Raw genomic sequence first — 16,265 nt, forward strand, 5'->3', positions numbered from 1 at the left:
CGGGAGCGCCGGCCTGTCCTGCCGCCCACTTGCCCCCCTGGGCCCCTCGCGCGGGCCAGACTCACCCAGCTGAAAGACGCCGATGCTTCACACGCTCCTCAACATCGTGCACGTGTTCGTCTGTCTGTTCCTCATCCTCGTCGTGCTCCTCCAGCAGGGCCGCGGGGGCGGGATGGGCTCGGCCATGGGCGGCGCGACGGCGCAGGTGTTCGGCGGCCGCGGCGCAGGCAACTTCATGACCCGCCTCACGGCCGTCTGCGCTGCCGTCTTCATGGCGACGAGCGTGTCGCTCGCCTACCTCTCGTCGGCAGGCGACCGCGAGCTGCGCGAGTTCGAGAAGTCCCAGGAAAAGTAGGCTCGCGTGCTGGGGCCCGCCCCCGCGCCGGGGAGGGAAGCGGGCAGGGCGCTCGACGTGGGGTCGTCCGTGGAGGCGGCGTCGGCCGCCTCCGTCCCTTTCGCGCGCGACCTTGCCCTCGTCGCCCTCGCCAAGGCGGTCGTCTCCGCCCTGGTCCTCGCGCTCGGCTTCCGGGCGGTGAGCGACGACGACTTCGCGCGCGTGGTCCTCGCGCAGGCGTGGGCCCACGCGCCCCGGCTCGACCCGACGGGGACGAGCTGGCTGCCTGTCCCTTTCTGGCTCAACGGCGCGCTCTTCCGGGTCTTCGCGCCGACCCTCGAGGTCGCCCGCGCCATCGCCTTCGCCCTCGGCCTCGCTTCGGCCGCGCTCGTCCACCTCTCCGCCCGCTGGATCACGGGCGACCGCCGCGCCGCGCTCGCCGGCGCCCTGCTCGCCGGCGCCTTTCCCTGGAGCGCTTGCCTCGGCGTGGCGACGGTCCCCGAGCTGCCGACCGCCGCCCTGTCGCTGTTCGCGGTGGCGTCGCTCGTCACGCCGCCGGCCGGGCCTGCGCCCCCGGCCGGACGCGCCCTCCTCGGCGCGTTCGCGCTCGTGCTCGCGACGCTCTCCCGCTACGAGCCCTGGTCCGTCGCCGTCGCCTTCGCGGCGATGGCGCTGCTCGCCGCCGCCCGCCTCGGCCAGGGCCGCGGCGCGCAGGCGAAGCTCGCGCTCGCCGCGCTCATCGCGCTCGCCGGGCCCGCCGCGTGGATCGCGTGGAACCGCGCCGCCCACGGCGACGCGCTGCATTTCCTCGCCCGCGTCGCCTCCTACCGCAGCGCGATCGGCCCGGGCGGCGACGGCGCCCTGCTGCGGCTCTTCGCGTACCCTGCCGCGATGGTCCGCGAGGAGCCGGAGCTCTTCGTGTGGCCCATCGCCATCGCCCTCGTCGCCTGGCGCGCCCGCCGCGGCGCTGCGCCGGGGGCAGCGCGCCCGCTCCCGCCGCTCCTTCGCGCGGCCCGTCCGTACGCGCTCCCCGGCGCGGTCGCCGCCTTCCAGATCGCGGCGCTCTCGCTCGCCCTCGTGCGCGACGGCGCGCCCACCCACCACCCCGAGCGAGCGACCCTCCTCGCGCTGCTCTTGCTCGCGCTCGCCGTCGGGGATCTCTCGGCGCGCGCGTTCCGGGGCGCCTCGGCCGGCGCGCGGCGCGCCCTCGGCGGCGCGCTGCTGGTGGTGCTCGCCCTCGGCGCCTTCTTCCGGCCGCACCTGCGCCGCGAGCACTTCAATCCGCGGAGGGACGAGGTCGCCATCGGCCGCGTCGCCGCGGAGCTCACGCCTCCTTCCGCGCCCCTCCTCCTCGAGGTCGTCGACTATGGCCACCTCGCGGCGCTCGCCGCCCTGGGGCGTCCCGAGGGGGTTCACCCCGATCGCTCGATCGATCCCCGTGATCCGCCTGTCCGCTCGAGCTTCGAGGACCCGGCCTCGCTCGCGCGCCGCGCCGCCGGCCTGGGCGCCGCCTACCTCATCGGGCGCGTCAGGCCGCCCGTCATCGATTTCGCCGGCCCGCCGCTCGCGACGCGCGGCGCCTGGGGGATCTGGCCGGTGCCTCCGGCAGGCGGCGCGCTGGGGGCCCTGCCGGAGGGTGGCCCCAGCGGCCCCGCGGACAGGGCGCCATGAGCGAGCCTGCAAAGCCCTTCTTCGCGCACCCGTCTGCGTGCATCGACGAGCCCTGCGACATCGGCGAGGGGACGAAGGTGTGGCACTTCTGCCATATCTCGGCGGGGGCGCGGATCGGCCGCGCCTGCGTCCTCGGCCAGAACGTCTTCGTCGCGGGCACCGCCGTCATCGGCGATGGCGTCCGGATCCAGAACAACGTGTCTCTTTATGACGGCACGCTGGTCGAGGACGACGTGTTCCTCGGCCCGTCCGCGGTGCTCACCAACGTCGTCAACCCGCGTGCCCCGATCGACCGCCGCGCGTTCCTCGACACGACGCGCATCCGTCGCGGCGCCACCGTGGGCGCCAATGCCACCATCGTCTGCGGCGTCACGATAGGGCGCCATGCGTTCGTCGGCGCCGGCGCGGTCGTCACGCGCGACGTGCCCGACTATGCGCTCGTCACCGGCGTGCCGGCCCGGCGCACCGGCTGGATGAGCCGCCACGGTCACAAGCTCGTCGCCGCGCGCGACGGCCTCCTGCGCTGCCCCGAGAGCGGCTATCGCTACGAGCGCCGCGGCGACATCGTCCGCTGTCTCGACCTCGACGAGGACGCGCCGCTCGCCCGGCCCCGCGCCGCGGCCACGCGCCATTACCGCGATCCCCTCTCCGCGGAGGACACCGACGGATGACCGCCCCTGTTCCCTTCTTCGATCGAGCCCGCGGAGATCTCGCCCTGCAGGACGAGCTCTCCGCCGTGTTCCAGTCCGTCCTCCGGAGCGGCCACTACATCCTCGGTCCGGAGGTCGAGGCCTTCGAGTCGGAGTGCGCCGCGTACCTCGGCGTCCGGCACGCGATCGGCGTCTCTTCCGGCACCGACGCGCTGCTCGTCGCGCTGATGGCGCTCGGCGTCGGCGCGGGCGACGAGGTCGTGTGCCCCGCATACACGTTCTTCGCGACCGCGGGCGCCATCCACCGCTCCGGCGCCACGCCGGTCTTCGCGGACGTGCTCCCTGGCTCGTTGAACATCGACCCCGCCTCGACGGCGCGCGCCCTGACGGAGCGCACCCGGGCGATCCTCGCCGTCCACCTCTTCGGCGACTGCGCGCCCATGGATGAGCTCCTCGCGATCGCGGGCGGCCGTGGCCTGCCGGTCATCGAGGACGCGGCCCAGGCGTTCGGCGCCGAGCGCGGCGGCCGCCGCGCGGGGGCGCTCGGGCTCATGGGGTGCTTCTCGTTCTTCCCGACCAAGAACCTCGGCGGTTTCGGCGATGGCGGGCTCGCGACCACCGACGACGACAAGCTCGCGGAGCGCGTCCGGACGCTCAGGGCGCAGGGCGCTCGGAGGAAGCACCATCACACCCGTATCGGCGGCAACTTCCGGCTCGACGCGCTCCAGGCGGCGCTCCTCCGCCGCAAGCTCCCGCGGCTCGGCGCGCTCCTCGAGCGGCGGCGCGAGCACGCCGCGCGGTATGCCGCGCTGCTCGGCGGGCGAGATCTGCCGCTGACGCTGCCGGACGCCGGCGCTGCGGGGCATACGTTCAATCAGTATGTCATTCGCCTGAAGGATGCCTCTCTGCGCGATCCGCTGCGGAGCTCGCTTGCGGAGCAGGGCATCGGCACCGAGATTTATTATCCCGCGCCGCTCCACCTCCAGCCTTGCTTCGCGCAGCTTGGCCCGCCGGAGGGCTCCCTTCCGGTCGCGGAGGCGGCGGCGCGCGACACGCTCGCGCTCCCCATCTTTCCCGAGCTCACAGGCGACGAAGTCACCCGCGTGGCGGCCGCCATCGCTTCATTTTTCGGTTGAACCAGACGCTTCGGCGCAGCGGCGTCAAGGCGCCGCGTCGGTGACCCTCCGCGCGCCGGGCCGCGCTGGGCGCTGGCGGTGGACGGCGGCGCGGGCAAACCGGGAATCTCGCTGGGGCGGTCCTGCCCACGGGGAAGGGCCGCGCGACCCTGCCTGTGCTAGACGTGCGCGCCATGAGCGTCGAGGTTGGCATCGTCGGACTGCCCAACGTGGGCAAGAGCACCCTGTTCAACGCGCTGACGGCCGCCAAGGCCGAGGCGCAGAATTACCCCTTCTGCACGATCGAGCCCAACGTCGGCGCCGTCCCTGTCCCTGACGACCGGCTCACGACGCTCGCGAAGTTCATCAAGACCGAGAAGATCATCCCCGCCATGGTGCAGGTGGTCGACATCGCCGGGCTCGTGCGCGGCGCGAGCACGGGCGAGGGGCTCGGGAACAAATTCCTGAGTCATATCCGTGAGGTAGATGCCATCCTCCACGTGGTCCGCTGCTTCACGCTCGCGGACGTCGTGCACGTCGACGGCGGGGTCGACCCGCTCCGCGACATCGACACGATCGAGACGGAGCTGATGCTGGCCGACCTCGGCTCCCTCGAGGGGATGCTGGAGCGCACGCGGAAGCAGGCCAAGGGCGACAAGGAGCTCCTCCCGAAGATCGCGCTCATGGAGAAGTGCCTCGAGGCGCTCCAGGCCGGAAAGCCCGTCCGCGGGCTCTCCTTCGACGACGAGCAGCGGAAGGTCGTGAAGACGTTCGGCCTCATCACGGCGAAGAAGGTCCTCTACGTGGCGAACGTCGACGAGTCCGACGTCTCCGGCACGGGCCCGCTCGCGACGAAGGTGCGCGAGCGCGCCGCCTCCGAGGGCAGCGGCGTCGTGCCGGTCTGCAGCAAGCTCGAGGCGGAGCTGAACGAGCTCGCGCCCGACGAGCGCAAGGAGATGCTCGAGAGCCTCGGCATGAAGGAGCCGGCGCTCTCGACGCTCGCGCGCGAGGCCTACCGGCTGCTCGGCCTCCAGAGCTACTACACGGCCGGTCCCAAGGAGATCCGCGCCTGGACGATCCCGATCGGGTGTACGGCGCCGCAGGCCGCGGGGGTCATCCACAGCGATTTCGAGAAGGGCTTCATCCGGGCGGAGGTCTACAGGGTGGACGACCTCGTCGAGCACAGGACCGAGGCCGCCATCCGCGCCGCCGGCAAGCTGCGCGTCGAGGGCAAGACGTACGTCTTCCAGGACGCCGACGTCGCGCACTTCCTCTTCAACGTCTGACCGTCCGCCCCACGAGCGCGCCCGCTGCCGTCGGGCTCCGCGAGCGCGCTCGGTGCGCCCCTGCTGCGCGGGCGGCGCGGCACCGCCGTTGCTCCTCCGGCGTTCGCGCAGGCGCGGTGTGCCGGCCACGACCGCCGGCCCTCCGCGGACTCGCGCTTCTCGGACGGAGGCAGGACGGTGCCCAGGGCGAGCGTCGGCGCGTGGCGTGTGCTGGTTCTCCTTGCCTCGTCGGGGAGCGCCGTAGCGGGCTGCGTCGCGGCTCCCACCGACGTCCCGCCCGAGGAGGCGGGCGCCCCGGATCCGGGCGTCGGCGCGGAGCGGGCGCCTGTTCCGCCCGCTCCGTGCGATCTGCCGCGCGGGTTCTCGGAGGGCGCGCCGCCCCGCTTTCCTGCGGCGCCCGCGCCGGCCATCGGCCACAGCCTCTCCGCGGAGCCCGGCGACGACGTCTTCGGCCGTTTCCTGCGATCCACCGTCGTCTTCTGCGGGCCCGACGAAGAGCCCTATTTCCTCCACTACCGCTTTTACCTCACTGGCCCGTTCTCGGGCCGCTGGCTGCGCCCGCCGCTGGCCCAGCCGCTCTGACCGCGCCTCGCTGCCCAGCCCGCCTGGCGGCCGTCGCCGTTCGTCGGCGTTCGTCCCCGTCCTGTGGCCGATGGCCGCGGCGCCCCGTCCGGTTTTTTGACCCCCTGGATCCGCTCGGCTACCTCCTTCGCCCTTCACGAGACGAAAGGACGATCATTTGGGCGCACTCAAAGGATCCATCTCATTCTCGAAGTTCTATGTCCGCGGCGAGCTCACCGAGGGGTTCCGCGACAGGTTCGTCGAGCGAATCCAGCTCCGCGCGTTCCGGCCGCTCACGGTCGAGGAGGACGCGGAGCAGCGCGCCGGGTGGTGCTCCATCGAGAATCCGCTCGACTGCGAGCTCGATCACGGCAAGATCTTCTTCAACTCGTACATCAACCTCGGCCTCAGGACCGATCGCTGGCAGGTGCCCTCGGCGCTCTTCAAGGCGCATTTCGCCGAGGCGGAGCGGGAGCACCTCGCCAAGCGCGGGCGCGAAAAGCTCGGGCGGCGCGAGAAGGAGGAGCTCCGGGCCGTCGTGTCGAGGAAGCTCCGCGCGCAGCTCATGCCGGTGATGAAGGTCGTGGATCTGTCCTGGAACCTGGAGGCCGGCGTCGTCCGGTTCTGGAACCAGTCGCCGCGCGCGCACGAGGGGCTCTCGGAGCTCTTCGAGGAGACCTTCGAGCTCGATCTCGTGCCGGAGAGCCCGTACACGGCCGCCCGTGAGCTCGGCTTGACGGCCGAGCAGCTGGCCGCGTTCGAGCTGCTCAAGCCCACGGTCTTCCACGCTGAATCGACCCTTGGAGGTGCGCTGTGAGCCTCGCTGAGCTGATCGAGCAGCGCCGGTTCGTCGGCCGCGAATTCCTCGTCTGGCTCTGGTTCGAGAGCGAGCTCTTCGAGGGCCGCTTCTCCCTGGACGCCCTCGGCGTCTGCGAGCTCTGGCTCGAGGGGCAGATCACCCTCGTCCAGGAGAAGGAGCAGAGCCGGCTCAAGGGCGCGGCGCCGAGCAGCGCCCCCGAGGCCCACGAGGCGCTGCGCCAGGGCAAGCTCCCGTCGCACGCGCGCGTCCGCGTCACGCGCGGAGAGCTCGAGTACGCCTTCCTGTTCAACGCCGACGCGTTCTCGCTCTCGGGCGTGAAGATCCCGAGCGTCGTCAAGGACGCCGTGGACGAGCAGTTCTACGAGCGCATGTACCTCATCGAGGAGCTCGAGACGCTCTTCACCGCGCTCTACGGCGAGTTCCTCGCGCTTCGCCTCGGGGCCGCCTGGGAGTCCGGGGTGGCGCCGTTCATCCGCACCTGGGTCCGGGGCGAGCCGGTCGACACGGCCGCGTACCAGAAGCTCCGGGGCAAGCTCGCGCCCGTCCGCGGCGCGGCGAGGTCGAGGACGACCCCGCCGCCAGCGGAGAGGCCCGAGCGCGCGGCGCGCGTGGTCGCCTGACCTCGTCCTCGTCGGCGGTGCGCCGGCCGCGCCGCGCGGGGCCGGCGCGCTCGCGCCGCTACTTCCCCTTCACCTTGCCGTGGACCTGCTTCGCCATCGCGAGGTGCTCCTGGAGCTGCGGCAGCGTCGAGGCGGCGAAGTGCTTCACGTCGGCGTCCTTCGCCTCCTTCGAGGCCTTCTCGAACTCCTCGATGTCGCGCTGGTGGTCATCGACCATCGCGCTCATGTAGTCCCTGTCGAACTCGGCCCCTGTCTTCTTGGACAGCTTGTCGACGTCCTCGCGGTGCTTCTGCGCGAGCTCCTGCGGCACGAGCGCGTCCTTGCGGTGCGCGAGCTCCGCGAGCCGCTTGTTGATCGCCGTGTGATCGTCGACCATCCGCTGCGCGAAGCGCTTCACTTCCGGGCTCGCGGTGCGCTGCTTCGCGAGCTGCCCGAGCCGCACCTCCAGGAGCCCTCCCTGACCAGCCTTCTCGACGAACTCCCGATCTGACTCGCTGAGCTTGGTTTGGTTGGCCTGGGCCTGCTGCCCTGTCGAGCCCTGCCCCTCTGCCGCAGCAGAGGCCGGCGCGGACGCCGCCGCCATCATGATGGTGAATAGAACAGGCTTGAGCATCTCAGTCCCCTCCTTGTCTCGGCCGCCTTCCGGCGGCCGTGCCGATCGCTCCATCGCCCCGGGACGGCCGGACTCCACTGCTCGGCGCCCCCGGGTCGATGCGCTCGCCGTATGTCGTGAGTCGCCGGCGCTCTGGCAAGGGGCAGCGAACATGGGGCGGTCCGCCGTCCACGCGCTCGGCTCGGCGCGGCAGGCCGCGCCCGGCGGAAGGGCAAAAGGCGCCCGAGAACTGGGCCCCGGCCGATCGCTCCATCTACGCTCGGCGCCTGTGGTCGGCGAGTTCTTCAAGCGCCTCACGAACGGCGTCGTATTCCTCCTCGCCGCCCTGACCTTCTTCCTCGTCCCGATCGGCAGGAAGACGGCCGCGCAGCACCTCGTCGCGATCGTCTCGACGCCGCCCGCCAGGGAGGCCGTCTCGGCCTTCGCCCACATCGCTCGGCGCATCGCCGTCGAGGCGCGCACGGAGCTGGACAAGCTCCGCCGCCCGCCGCCCGCGCAGCGCGAACCGAAGCCGACGACCACGAAGGTGAGCCCGCCGCCGTAGCCGTCCCTGCCGTCGTTGCGCGCTGATGGCGCTGGTCGGCCCGCGCCAAGGGCTCAGCCCTTGCGCGGATCCTTCTCGTTCGGGTGCTCGTTGTAGAAAGCGTCGAGGCTCTCGCGGGAGATCTCCGCCTCGATATCGCCGTCTTTCAAGATCTTCGCCTGACAGCCGAGGCGGCTCGTCGACCGGACGTCGAAGGCCTTGTCGAGGATGTCCTCCTCGTCCTCCTCGGCCTCGCTGAGGAGCTCGCGCCCCTTCGTGACGTAGACGTGGCAGGTCGAGCACGCGCAGACGCCGCCGCACGCGTCGCCCTCGGGCGCGCCCACGGACTTCGACGCCTGGAGGACGGACGAGCCCACCGGGGCCTCGACCTCCCACGCGCGGCCGTGCGCCAGAAATCGGACCTTGGCCATCAGCTCCTCCTCGCCTCGACGCCGGCCTTCGCCGGGCCAGCGCCGCCCGCCTCGACCGGCGGGTGGCTCGCGTCGTCCCCGCCGTGCTCGGCCAGGTGCGCGTCCACGCCCTTCGCCGCGGCGACCTTCGCCTCGACGTCCTCGACCTGCTTGCCTGCGATCGCCCTGGCCACGGCGCGGTCCATCCGCCGACCAGCCCAGCCGTGCGTCGCCTCGTCGAGCGCCTCCGTGCGCGCCAGGATGAGCCCCGGCTTGTCCCCGCGGATCGCGGCGTCGAGGCCCTTCAGCGCGCCCTCGATCCCCTCGCGCTCGCCCGGCTCGAGCAGATCGGCGTCCGCGGCGAGCGCCTTGCGCGTCGCCATCGCCACGCGCTCGCCCTCGACCCGCGCCTCGACCAGCCGGCGCTTGAGGAGGTCTTCCTCGCCGTGGTCCAGCGCCGCGAGGAGCATGTCCTCGACCTCCTCATCGGTCAGCCCGTAGCTCGGCTTGACCTCGACCTTCTGCTCGACCCCCGTCGTCAGCTCGCGCGCTGTCACGCCGAGCAGGCCGTCGGCGTCCACGCGGAACGTCACCTCGAGCCGCGCCATGCCCGCGGGCATCGGCGGGATCCCCTTCAGCACGAAGCGCGCGAGCGAGCGGCAGTCGGCGGCGAGCTCCCGCTCGCCCTGCACGATGTGCAGATCGAACCCGGTCTGGTTGTCCGCGTACGTCGTGAAGACCTGCCGCGCCCCTGCCGGGATCGTCGTGTTCCTCGGCAGGATCTTCTCGGCGACGCCGCCCATCGTCTCGATGCCGAGCGACAGCGGCAGCACGTCGAGCAGGAGCACCTCGTCCGCGCGATCCATCGAGCCGGCCAGGATGTCGGCCTGGATGGCCGCGCCCAGCGCGACGACCTCCTCGGGATCGATGTCCTTGAGCGGCTCCTTGCCGAAGAGGCTCGCCACGTAGTCGCGCACGTGGGGCACGCGCGTCGCGCCGCCCACGAGGATCACGCCGTCGAGGTCCGCGGCCTGGACGCCCGCGTCGCGGAGCGCGCGGCGGCACGCGACGCCCGTGCGCTCCAGGAGCGGCGTGATGAGCGCGTTCAGCTCGTCGCGGGTCACGGTGACCAGCTTCGACGCCGGGCCGCCCGTCGCCTCGGCCGCCTGCACGGGCAGCTCGATCTCGATCTGCGTCGCGTCGGTCAGCGCGTGCTTGATGCTGCGGGCGGTGTCGAGCGCGAGCCGCACCACCTCGGGCGTGCGCCGCGTCGCGCCCATCTCCTCGAGCAGCCGCTCTGCGAGCGCCCTGTCCATGTCGTCGCCGCCGAGCGAGCTGTCGCCCCCGGTGGACTTCACCTGGAAGACCCCGTTGTCGAGCAGGAGCACGGTGACGTCGAACGTCCCGCCGCCGAGGTCGTACACGGCGAACAGGCCGTTTTGCTGCTTGTCGAGCCCGTAGGCGAGCGCCGCGGCGGTCGGCTCGTTGAGCAGGCGCAGCACCTCCAGCCCGGCCAGCCGGCCGGCGTCCTTGGTCGCCTGCCGCTGGGCGTCGTCGAAGTACGCCGGCACCGTGATCACAGCGCCGCCCACGGAGCGGAGCTCGCGCTCCGCCGAGGTGCGGAGCTCTTTCAAGATCTCCGCCGACACCTCGACGGGCGTCACGACCGCGTCCCGCACCTTGAAGCGCACGCTCTTCGCGTCCTCGGGGCCCTTCGGCTCCGCGAACTCGTACGGCCCGAGCCGCCGCGTCTCCGGATCGTTCGCGCCGCGGCCCATGAAGCGCTTCACGCTGACGATGGTCTCGCGGGGGTAGCTCTGCGCGAGCCGCCGCGCGCTGTCGCCCACGACCGCGTGCCCGCGCTCGTCGTAGTGCACGACCGACGGAACGAGCCGCTCTCCGTTGCAGTCGTCGATGACCACCGGGCGGCCGTCGCGCACGCGAGCGACGAGCGAGTTCGTCGTCCCGAGATCGATGCCGATCGGGCTGGGCCTTGCTTTGGGGTCGAAAATTTCGAGGAGGGTCATTTCAAATCTGCGAGCTCTTCTTCGATGGCGCTCACTTCGTCGAGGAACCGCCGGATGTAGCGGAGCTCGCTGAGCAACGCGAGCACGCCCTTCAGCTGCTCCGGATCATTCCCTGCGGCGGCGAAGGCGCCCTGGATCGCCGTGAGGGTCGCCTGCTCGCGCGCGAGCATCGCCTCGCCGAGCCGCGCGATTCGCGCGGGATCGCGCCCCTTCGCCGCCTCGGCGAGCTCTTCGCGCGACTCCATCATCTCCATGAGCAGGGCAGGGGAGGCCTTCTGCTCGCCCTCCTCGCCCCGCGCGACCCCGGCTCGCTGGAGCAGCGCCTCGGCCCGGCGGATCGGATCCTTGAGGACGCGCAGGGCGTCGTTCGCCTCGATCGCGCGGCCGAGCGCGAGCCGGCGCTCGGCCGCGGGGGCGCCCGCGTAGCGATCGGGGTGGAGCGCGCGGGAGAGGTCGCGGTGGCGCTGCTCCAGCGTGCGCAGGTCGAGGTCGAAGCGCGGCTCGACGCCCAGGGTATCGAAGGGATCGGTCATGGCGTGCTCTGGGGGAGGCGCCTCGGCGAGCTCTCGCGCGCGCTCCCTGCGGCGGCTCAGGCCACCGTGAACGAGTGCCCGCAGCCGCAGCGCGTCGCCTCGTGCGGGTTCTTGAACTTGAAGCCCTGGAACATGAGCGTCTTCTCCCAGTCGAGCACCGAGCCGCCCAGGTAGAGGATGCTCTTCTTGTCGCAGAAGACGCGCACGGTCGCCTTGTCCGGCTCGGCGAACTCCAGGACGAGGTCGCCGGACCGGGGCGGCTTGTCCTCGAACTCGATGACGTAGGAGAACCCGGAGCAGCCGCCGCCGCGGATCCCGACCCGGATGGCGCCCTCGGGCGTGCCGCGCTTGGCGAGCTGCGCCCGGATGGCCTGCACCGCGGCGTCGCTGACCGAGAGCGTCCGCTTCGACTTCGCCTCCGCCTCGCCCGAGGCCCCGTCGCCGCGCGCGGGCGCGGCGTCCGCGGTCGCGGTCGCGGTCGGCGCGGCGTGCGGCCCGGTGTCCGCCGCCTTGGTCGTGGTCTGCTCACTGCTCTGCATGCGTCGTTCCTTCTCCGGTTCCGGTTCCGGTTCCGGTGCTGTGGGCCGCCTCCGCCCCGAAGCCCCGGCGCTGTTACTCAGCGCTCGCCGTCGCGGTGGCCGAAGGCGCCGCGCCCGCGAGCTCCTTCTTCGCTTGCTGCTTGGCGCGGAAGTCGGCGATGGCGCTCTTGATCGCGTCCTCGGCGAGGACCGAGCAATGGATCTTCACCGGAGGCAGGTGGAGCTCCTCGGCGATCATGCTGTTCTTGATCGTCTCGGCCTCGTCGATCGTCTTGCCCTTCAGCCACTCGGTGGCGAGCGACGACGACGCGATGGCCGACCCGCAGCCGAACGTCTTGAACTTCGCGTCCTCGATGACGCCGCCCTCGCCGACCTTGATCTGCAAGCGCATGACGTCGCCGCAGGCCGGAGCGCCGACGAGCCCGGTGCCGACGTGCTCGTCATTCTTGTCGAGCGTGCCGACGTTCTGGGGGTTCTCGTAGTGCTCGATGACCTTATCGCTGTATGCCATGGCTCTCTCCTCGACCGTTTCCTTTCGTCTCGAAATCTCGCTCTGTCGGGCCGGCGGCGCCCGCGCCGCTCGTCAGTGGGCCGCCCACTGCACGCTGTTCAGGTCGATCCCCTCTTTGTGCATCTCGTAGAGCGGCGACATGTCGCGCAGCTTGTTCACCTTCCGGATGACGAGGTCAGCCACGTAGTCGACCTCCTCCTCGGTGGTGAAGCGCCCGAGCCCGAACCGGATGGACGAGTGGGCGAGGTCGTCGCCGATGCCCATCGCGTGGAGGACGTAGGAGGGCTCCAGGCTGGCGCTCGTGCACGCCGAGCCGCTCGAGACCGCCACGTCCTTGATCGCCATCATCATGGCCTCGCCCTCGACGAAGCTGAACGACACGTTGAGGTTGCCCGGCAGCCGCCGATCGGGCGAGCCGTTCAGCTGGATGGCGTCGAGCTCCTTCCAGAGCCGGTTCCTGAGCCGCTCGCGCAGCGACAGGATGCGCGCCGACTCCGCCTCGCCCTCCTCGATGAGGATCTCGGCCGCCCTGGCGAACCCGACGATGCCGGGCACGTTGAGCGTGCCGGACCGCATGCCGAACTCGTGGCCGCCGCCGTCCATCTGCGCGGTGATGCGGACGCGCGGCTTCGACCTGCGCACGTACAGGCAGCCGATGCCCTTCGGGCCGTAGATCTTGTGGGCCGTCACCGACGCGAGGTCGACCCCCATCTGCTCGACGTTGAACGGGACCTTCCCGACCCCCTGCACCGCGTCGGAGTGGAGCAGGACGCCCTTCGATTTCGTGATCTTCCCGATCTCGGCGATGGGCTGGACCGTGCCGACCTCGTTGTTGGCCAGCATGATGGAGACAAGGATCGTCTTGTCGGTGATCGCCCGGGCGACGTCGTCCGGGTCGACCATCCCGTACTTGTCGACCTTGAGGTAGGTGACCTCGTAGCCCTGCTTCTCGAGCCGCTTGCAGGTGTCGAGCACCGCCTTGTGCTCGATGACGCTCGTGATGATGTGGTTGCCCTTGTCCTTGTAGAACTCGGCGACCCCCTTGATGGCGATGTTGTCGCTCTCGGTCGCGCCGGAGGTGAAGACGATCTCCTTGGGGTTCGAGGCGCCGATGAACCTGGCGAGCGTCTCGCGCGCGTGGCCGACCGCCTCCTCGGCCGTCCAGCCGAAGACGTGGCTCCGGCTCGCGGCGTTGCCGAATTTGCCGTTGAAATACGGCAGCATGGCGTCGAGGACACGCTGATCGACCGGCGTCGTCGCGTGGTAGTCCATGTAGATCGGAAGATGGATACCCATGGTGTTTCTCGCTCAGCGGTGATTCGAGCCGTGGCGGCAATGCCCATTGCCGCGGATACCGGCGACGAGCTCGGGCTCGGCCGTGCTCTTGTCGTGGAGGTTACAGTTCGTGCAGGCGGCGACGAGCTCTGCCGGGTCGCACGTCTCGCAGGTGTCGAGGTAGGCGAGGCTCGCCACGAGCTCGTGCTCGAGGGTCTCGAGGTGCGCGATCTGCTCCCGCACCTCTTCGAGCTTCTGCTGGTAGACGTGGCGGATCTGCGACATCGCCCCGGGGGCCGACGAGGACGACTCCCATGTCGAGACGATCTGCTGGATCTGGCTCAGCGACAGGCCGAGGTCGTGGAGCTTGCCGATCCACCGGACCCGGGTGAGGGCCGCGTGGTCGTAGAGCCGGTAGCGACCCTTGGAGCGGGCGTGCGGGATGAGCAGCCCGACCTCCTCGTAGTGGTGGATCGCCCGCACGGTCTTCCCTGTCGCCTTGGCGATGTCCCCCACCTGGAGCAGACGGTCTTCCTCCCCCTCGGCACCGTCAGGCGCCTCCGTTCTCGCGTCCGCCTTGGACGCGCTGGACACGAAGGGCCCGCCGATGCTTTGCTCGTGGGCAACGGGAAGGTGGTGGCGGGTCGTCATGGGGGAACCTTAACCCTTACGTACGCGTTAGGGTTGCGGACCTTGTAGGGCGCCGCGCCAAGACTGTCAACCGGGTTGTACGGGAGTCTGCGTGACATGGCGGAAGGAGGCGAAATCGAGCGCCGCGTGACCTTCCGGAGGAGCATCCAGGGGGGCGCACCGCGGGACGCGGGTTTTGTCGCGCCGCGTCATGCGGGATGGTCCGGCTCAGGCCTGTCGCTCGGCGCCCGATAGGCGGCAGCGGTCGAGCGCTGCGCCGGGGGCCACGCAGCGGCCGCATCGGAGGCCGGCGGAGCGAGCTCCGCGTCATCGGCATCACTCGCCCGGCGTCCGTCAGGCGCTGATGACGTCGCCGTCCGACTCTGCATGCGCTCGGATTTCCTTCTCGCGTGTCGCGCGCTCGCCGCGCGCGGCGATGGCAGTCGAGTCCCCGGCTTGCTAAACAGCGACGCACATGTATGTTACTGCCCCTGACGATAGAGATGAGATGACAGGCAAGAAACGAATTCTGTTCGTCGGCTCGTTCAATCCCCCTTCTGACGGCAGGATAGGTGGGCAGTACTTCGCTTGTCGCTCTCTGATCGAGAGCGATCTGAAGGATGACTTCGACTTCCTGCTGGTCGACTCCACCCTCGACAGCATCCAGGTCTCGTCGGTGTTCTCGAGGCTCCCCAAGATCGGATCGAGGGTGCTCCGGTGCGTCCGGGAGCTGCTGCTCTCCGAGGTGGACGCGGTCCTTTTGTTCTCGAGCTCGGGGTTGAGCTTCGTCGAGAAGGGATCCATCGGGCTTCTGGGCAAGATGCTCGGCAAGAAGGTCGTCATCTTCCCTCGATCGGGGCCCATCATCGACGACGTCGCCAGGAGCAGGCTGTACAGGTCGTACCTGGGCGCCGTCGTGAGCGCCTGCGATGCGCTGATATGCCAGAGCGACTACTGGCGCAGCTTCTTCCTGGGCATGGTGCCCGAAGGGAACGGGGACAAGCTCGTCGTCATAGAGAACTGGCTGCCTGACTCCTGCTTTGGCGAGGGGGGGCAGAAGGCTTATCCCGGGGTCATGGACAGGCCGCTTCGGCTGCTCTACTTCAACCGGATCGAGAAGCGCAAGGGGATCTACGACTTCCTCGAGGCCATGCTCCTCTTGCAGCGCGCGGGCGCCTGGGTCGAGGCCAAGATTTACGGGGACGGGAGCGAGCGCGAGAACGTGAAGCGGTTCATCGCCGAGAATCAGCTCAGGAACACCGAGTACGCGGGCTGGCTCGTCAGCGACAAGAAGGACGTGATCTCGTCGTTCGATCTGTGCCTGTTCACGTCGCACAGCGAGGGGTTCCCGAACGCGTTGCTGGAGGTGATGGCCCTCGGCGTCCCCGTCGTGTCCAGCAGGGTGGGTGCCGTGAATGACCTCATCGTTTCGGGGAAGAACGGCCTCCTGGTCGACGTCGGGAGCCCGGGCCAGATCGCGCAGGCGGTCCAGACCTTGCTCCGGGAGCCGGCGCTGCTGCAGGAGTTCTCGCGGCGCTCGGTCGAGCGGGTGCGGCAGGCCAACCGGCTCGATGATGCCATCACCAAGTTCAGGTCGCTCCTGTCAACGCTATGAAGAACCCTTCTGTGCTGCTCTACCGGATGGGGAACTTCTTCTACCGGAACAAGCTGCGCTCCATCGCCACGGCCATCACCTGGCTGAACAGGCTCTTGTTCTCGGTGTTCATCCCGTCCTCGGCCACGATCGGCGCGAATTTCAGGCTTGGTTACTGGGGGCTGGGGGTGGTGATCCATGCGAGGGCGTCCATCGGCGACAACTGCCTCGTCAGCCAGAACGTCACGATAGGGAGGAACTTCGGCAGCCAGGGGGTCCCGCGGCTGGGCAACGACGTCTATGTCGGGGCGGGGAGCGCCATCTTTGGCGATATCTCCATCGGAGACAACGTGATCATCGGCGCCAACAGCGTCGTGAACAAGGACGTGCCGTCCAACTCCGTCGTCGCGGGGAATCCGTTCAGGATCATCGCGTCCGACAGGAAGCTCAAGTACTACGAGCTGGATGACCCGAACGCCTGATCCGCAGGATCAGGTCAGCCCCACCGCGTGACGGGGCGCATCTCCAGGCGCGCCCGGTTCCCCCGGTTCCA

At 70.4% G+C, this 16,265-nt stretch carries 19 protein-coding genes; 11 read left to right on the top strand and 8 right to left on the bottom strand.

The window, feature by feature from the left end; translation table 11 throughout:
- Positions 1 to 82: 82 nt before the first annotated feature.
- From secG to POL72_RS43340, 8 genes are all read left to right on the top strand, one after another.
- Positions 83 to 355: a preprotein translocase subunit SecG gene (gene secG, locus POL72_RS43305; protein WP_272102752.1), complete on the top strand. Its 273-nt coding sequence runs from the start codon at positions 83 to 85 to the stop codon at positions 353 to 355.
- Between the two features lie 6 nt (positions 356 to 361).
- A complete protein-coding gene (locus POL72_RS43310; protein WP_272102753.1) occupies positions 362 to 2,005 on the top strand; it encodes a hypothetical protein in 1,644 nt (547 codons plus the stop codon).
- A complete protein-coding gene (locus tag POL72_RS43315) occupies positions 2,002 to 2,676 on the top strand; it encodes an acyltransferase (RefSeq protein ID WP_272102754.1) in 675 nt (224 codons plus the stop codon). The genes POL72_RS43310 and POL72_RS43315 overlap by 4 nt, the downstream gene beginning before the upstream one ends.
- Positions 2,673 to 3,791, top strand: coding sequence for a DegT/DnrJ/EryC1/StrS family aminotransferase (locus POL72_RS43320; protein ID WP_272102755.1), 1,119 nt, complete (start codon positions 2,673 to 2,675; stop codon positions 3,789 to 3,791). Before POL72_RS43315 ends, POL72_RS43320 begins: the two co-directional genes overlap by 4 nt.
- A gap of 173 nt (positions 3,792 to 3,964) precedes the next feature.
- Positions 3,965 to 5,056: a redox-regulated ATPase YchF gene (gene ychF, locus POL72_RS43325; RefSeq protein WP_272102756.1), complete on the top strand. Its 1,092-nt coding sequence runs from the start codon at positions 3,965 to 3,967 to the stop codon at positions 5,054 to 5,056.
- A 177-nt stretch (positions 5,057 to 5,233) separates the two neighbouring features.
- Positions 5,234 to 5,638, top strand: coding sequence for a hypothetical protein (locus POL72_RS43330; RefSeq protein WP_272102757.1), 405 nt, complete (start codon positions 5,234 to 5,236; stop codon positions 5,636 to 5,638).
- Positions 5,639 to 5,795: 157 nt separating this feature from the next.
- Positions 5,796 to 6,434 (top strand): hypothetical protein, encoded by a 639-nt coding sequence (locus POL72_RS43335; protein WP_272102758.1) that lies wholly within the window; start codon positions 5,796 to 5,798, stop codon positions 6,432 to 6,434.
- Positions 6,431 to 7,057 (top strand): hypothetical protein, encoded by a 627-nt coding sequence (locus POL72_RS43340; protein WP_012239945.1) that lies wholly within the window; start codon positions 6,431 to 6,433, stop codon positions 7,055 to 7,057. Before POL72_RS43335 ends, POL72_RS43340 begins: the two co-directional genes overlap by 4 nt.
- A gap of 58 nt (positions 7,058 to 7,115) precedes the next feature.
- Here the strand turns inward: POL72_RS43340 and POL72_RS43345 are convergent, their stop codons facing one another.
- Positions 7,116 to 7,670 (bottom strand): DUF4142 domain-containing protein, encoded by a 555-nt coding sequence (locus POL72_RS43345; RefSeq protein ID WP_272102759.1) that lies wholly within the window; start codon positions 7,668 to 7,670, stop codon positions 7,116 to 7,118.
- 151 nt (positions 7,671 to 7,821) lie between these two features.
- Here POL72_RS43345 and POL72_RS43350 point away from each other — a divergent pair, with 151 nt between their 5' ends.
- A complete protein-coding gene (locus POL72_RS43350; protein ID WP_272102760.1) occupies positions 7,822 to 8,214 on the top strand; it encodes a hypothetical protein in 393 nt (130 codons plus the stop codon).
- A 53-nt stretch (positions 8,215 to 8,267) separates the two neighbouring features.
- Here POL72_RS43350 and POL72_RS43355 read toward each other — a convergent pair whose 3' ends face one another.
- The 7 genes from POL72_RS43355 to POL72_RS43385 form a co-directional block, all read right to left on the bottom strand.
- Positions 8,268 to 8,624 carry a 2Fe-2S iron-sulfur cluster-binding protein gene (locus tag POL72_RS43355; RefSeq protein ID WP_272102761.1) on the bottom strand — a complete coding sequence of 119 codons (357 nt, stop codon included), beginning with the start codon at positions 8,622 to 8,624 and terminating at the stop codon, positions 8,268 to 8,270.
- Entirely contained in the window at positions 8,624 to 10,630 is a 2,007-nt protein-coding gene (hscA, locus tag POL72_RS43360) for a Fe-S protein assembly chaperone HscA (RefSeq protein WP_272102762.1), read from the bottom strand. The genes POL72_RS43355 and hscA overlap by 1 nt, the downstream gene beginning before the upstream one ends.
- Entirely contained in the window at positions 10,627 to 11,163 is a 537-nt protein-coding gene (gene hscB / locus POL72_RS43365) for a Fe-S protein assembly co-chaperone HscB (RefSeq protein WP_272102763.1), read from the bottom strand. The genes hscA and hscB overlap by 4 nt, the downstream gene beginning before the upstream one ends.
- A gap of 56 nt (positions 11,164 to 11,219) precedes the next feature.
- Positions 11,220 to 11,702, bottom strand: coding sequence for a HesB/IscA family protein (locus POL72_RS43370; protein WP_272102764.1), 483 nt, complete (start codon positions 11,700 to 11,702; stop codon positions 11,220 to 11,222).
- A gap of 73 nt (positions 11,703 to 11,775) precedes the next feature.
- Positions 11,776 to 12,213 (bottom strand): Fe-S cluster assembly scaffold IscU, encoded by a 438-nt coding sequence (gene iscU / locus POL72_RS43375; RefSeq protein WP_272102765.1) that lies wholly within the window; start codon positions 12,211 to 12,213, stop codon positions 11,776 to 11,778.
- A 72-nt stretch (positions 12,214 to 12,285) separates the two neighbouring features.
- On the bottom strand, positions 12,286 to 13,509 hold the full coding sequence (locus POL72_RS43380) for an IscS subfamily cysteine desulfurase (protein ID WP_276597827.1): 1,224 nt from the start codon (positions 13,507 to 13,509) through the stop codon (positions 12,286 to 12,288).
- Between the two features lie 12 nt (positions 13,510 to 13,521).
- On the bottom strand, positions 13,522 to 14,139 hold the full coding sequence (locus tag POL72_RS43385) for a helix-turn-helix domain-containing protein (protein ID WP_272102766.1): 618 nt from the start codon (positions 14,137 to 14,139) through the stop codon (positions 13,522 to 13,524).
- A 487-nt stretch (positions 14,140 to 14,626) separates the two neighbouring features.
- Between POL72_RS43385 and POL72_RS43390 the strand changes: the two genes are divergently transcribed.
- Positions 14,627 to 15,733: a glycosyltransferase family 4 protein gene (locus POL72_RS43390; protein ID WP_272102767.1), complete on the top strand. Its 1,107-nt coding sequence runs from the start codon at positions 14,627 to 14,629 to the stop codon at positions 15,731 to 15,733.
- Positions 15,730 to 16,194, top strand: a complete 465-nt coding sequence (locus POL72_RS43395) for a serine O-acetyltransferase (protein WP_272102768.1) — start codon at positions 15,730 to 15,732, stop codon at positions 16,192 to 16,194. The genes POL72_RS43390 and POL72_RS43395 overlap by 4 nt, the downstream gene beginning before the upstream one ends.
- Positions 16,195 to 16,265 lie beyond the last annotated feature (71 nt).

Source organism: Sorangium aterium, assembly GCF_028368935.1.
Classification (GTDB): domain Bacteria; phylum Myxococcota_A; class Polyangia; order Polyangiales; family Polyangiaceae; genus Sorangium; species Sorangium atrum.

Excerpts from the sequence above, each read along its gene's own strand:
- POL72_RS43395 (WP_272102768.1), top strand. The coding sequence starts at position 15,730 with ATGAAGAACCCTTCTGTGCTGCTCTACCGGATGGGGAACTTCTTCTAC.
- POL72_RS43370 (WP_272102764.1), bottom strand. The coding sequence starts at position 11,702 with ATGCAGAGCAGTGAGCAGACCACGACCAAGGCGGCGGACACCGGGCCG.
- secG (WP_272102752.1), top strand. The coding sequence starts at position 83 with ATGCTTCACACGCTCCTCAACATCGTGCACGTGTTCGTCTGTCTGTTC.
- iscU (WP_272102765.1), bottom strand. The coding sequence starts at position 12,213 with ATGGCATACAGCGATAAGGTCATCGAGCACTACGAGAACCCCCAGAAC.
- POL72_RS43320 (WP_272102755.1), top strand. The coding sequence starts at position 2,673 with ATGACCGCCCCTGTTCCCTTCTTCGATCGAGCCCGCGGAGATCTCGCC.
- ychF (WP_272102756.1), top strand. The coding sequence starts at position 3,965 with ATGAGCGTCGAGGTTGGCATCGTCGGACTGCCCAACGTGGGCAAGAGC.
- POL72_RS43390 (WP_272102767.1), top strand. The coding sequence starts at position 14,627 with ATGACAGGCAAGAAACGAATTCTGTTCGTCGGCTCGTTCAATCCCCCT.
- POL72_RS43380 (WP_276597827.1), bottom strand. The coding sequence starts at position 13,509 with ATGGGTATCCATCTTCCGATCTACATGGACTACCACGCGACGACGCCG.
- hscA (WP_272102762.1), bottom strand. The coding sequence starts at position 10,630 with ATGACCCTCCTCGAAATTTTCGACCCCAAAGCAAGGCCCAGCCCGATC.
- hscB (WP_272102763.1), bottom strand. The coding sequence starts at position 11,163 with ATGACCGATCCCTTCGATACCCTGGGCGTCGAGCCGCGCTTCGACCTC.
- POL72_RS43350 (WP_272102760.1), top strand. The coding sequence starts at position 7,822 with ATGGGGCGGTCCGCCGTCCACGCGCTCGGCTCGGCGCGGCAGGCCGCG.
- POL72_RS43345 (WP_272102759.1), bottom strand. The coding sequence starts at position 7,670 with ATGCTCAAGCCTGTTCTATTCACCATCATGATGGCGGCGGCGTCCGCG.
- POL72_RS43315 (WP_272102754.1), top strand. The coding sequence starts at position 2,002 with ATGAGCGAGCCTGCAAAGCCCTTCTTCGCGCACCCGTCTGCGTGCATC.
- POL72_RS43355 (WP_272102761.1), bottom strand. The coding sequence starts at position 8,624 with ATGGCCAAGGTCCGATTTCTGGCGCACGGCCGCGCGTGGGAGGTCGAG.
- POL72_RS43385 (WP_272102766.1), bottom strand. The coding sequence starts at position 14,139 with ATGACGACCCGCCACCACCTTCCCGTTGCCCACGAGCAAAGCATCGGC.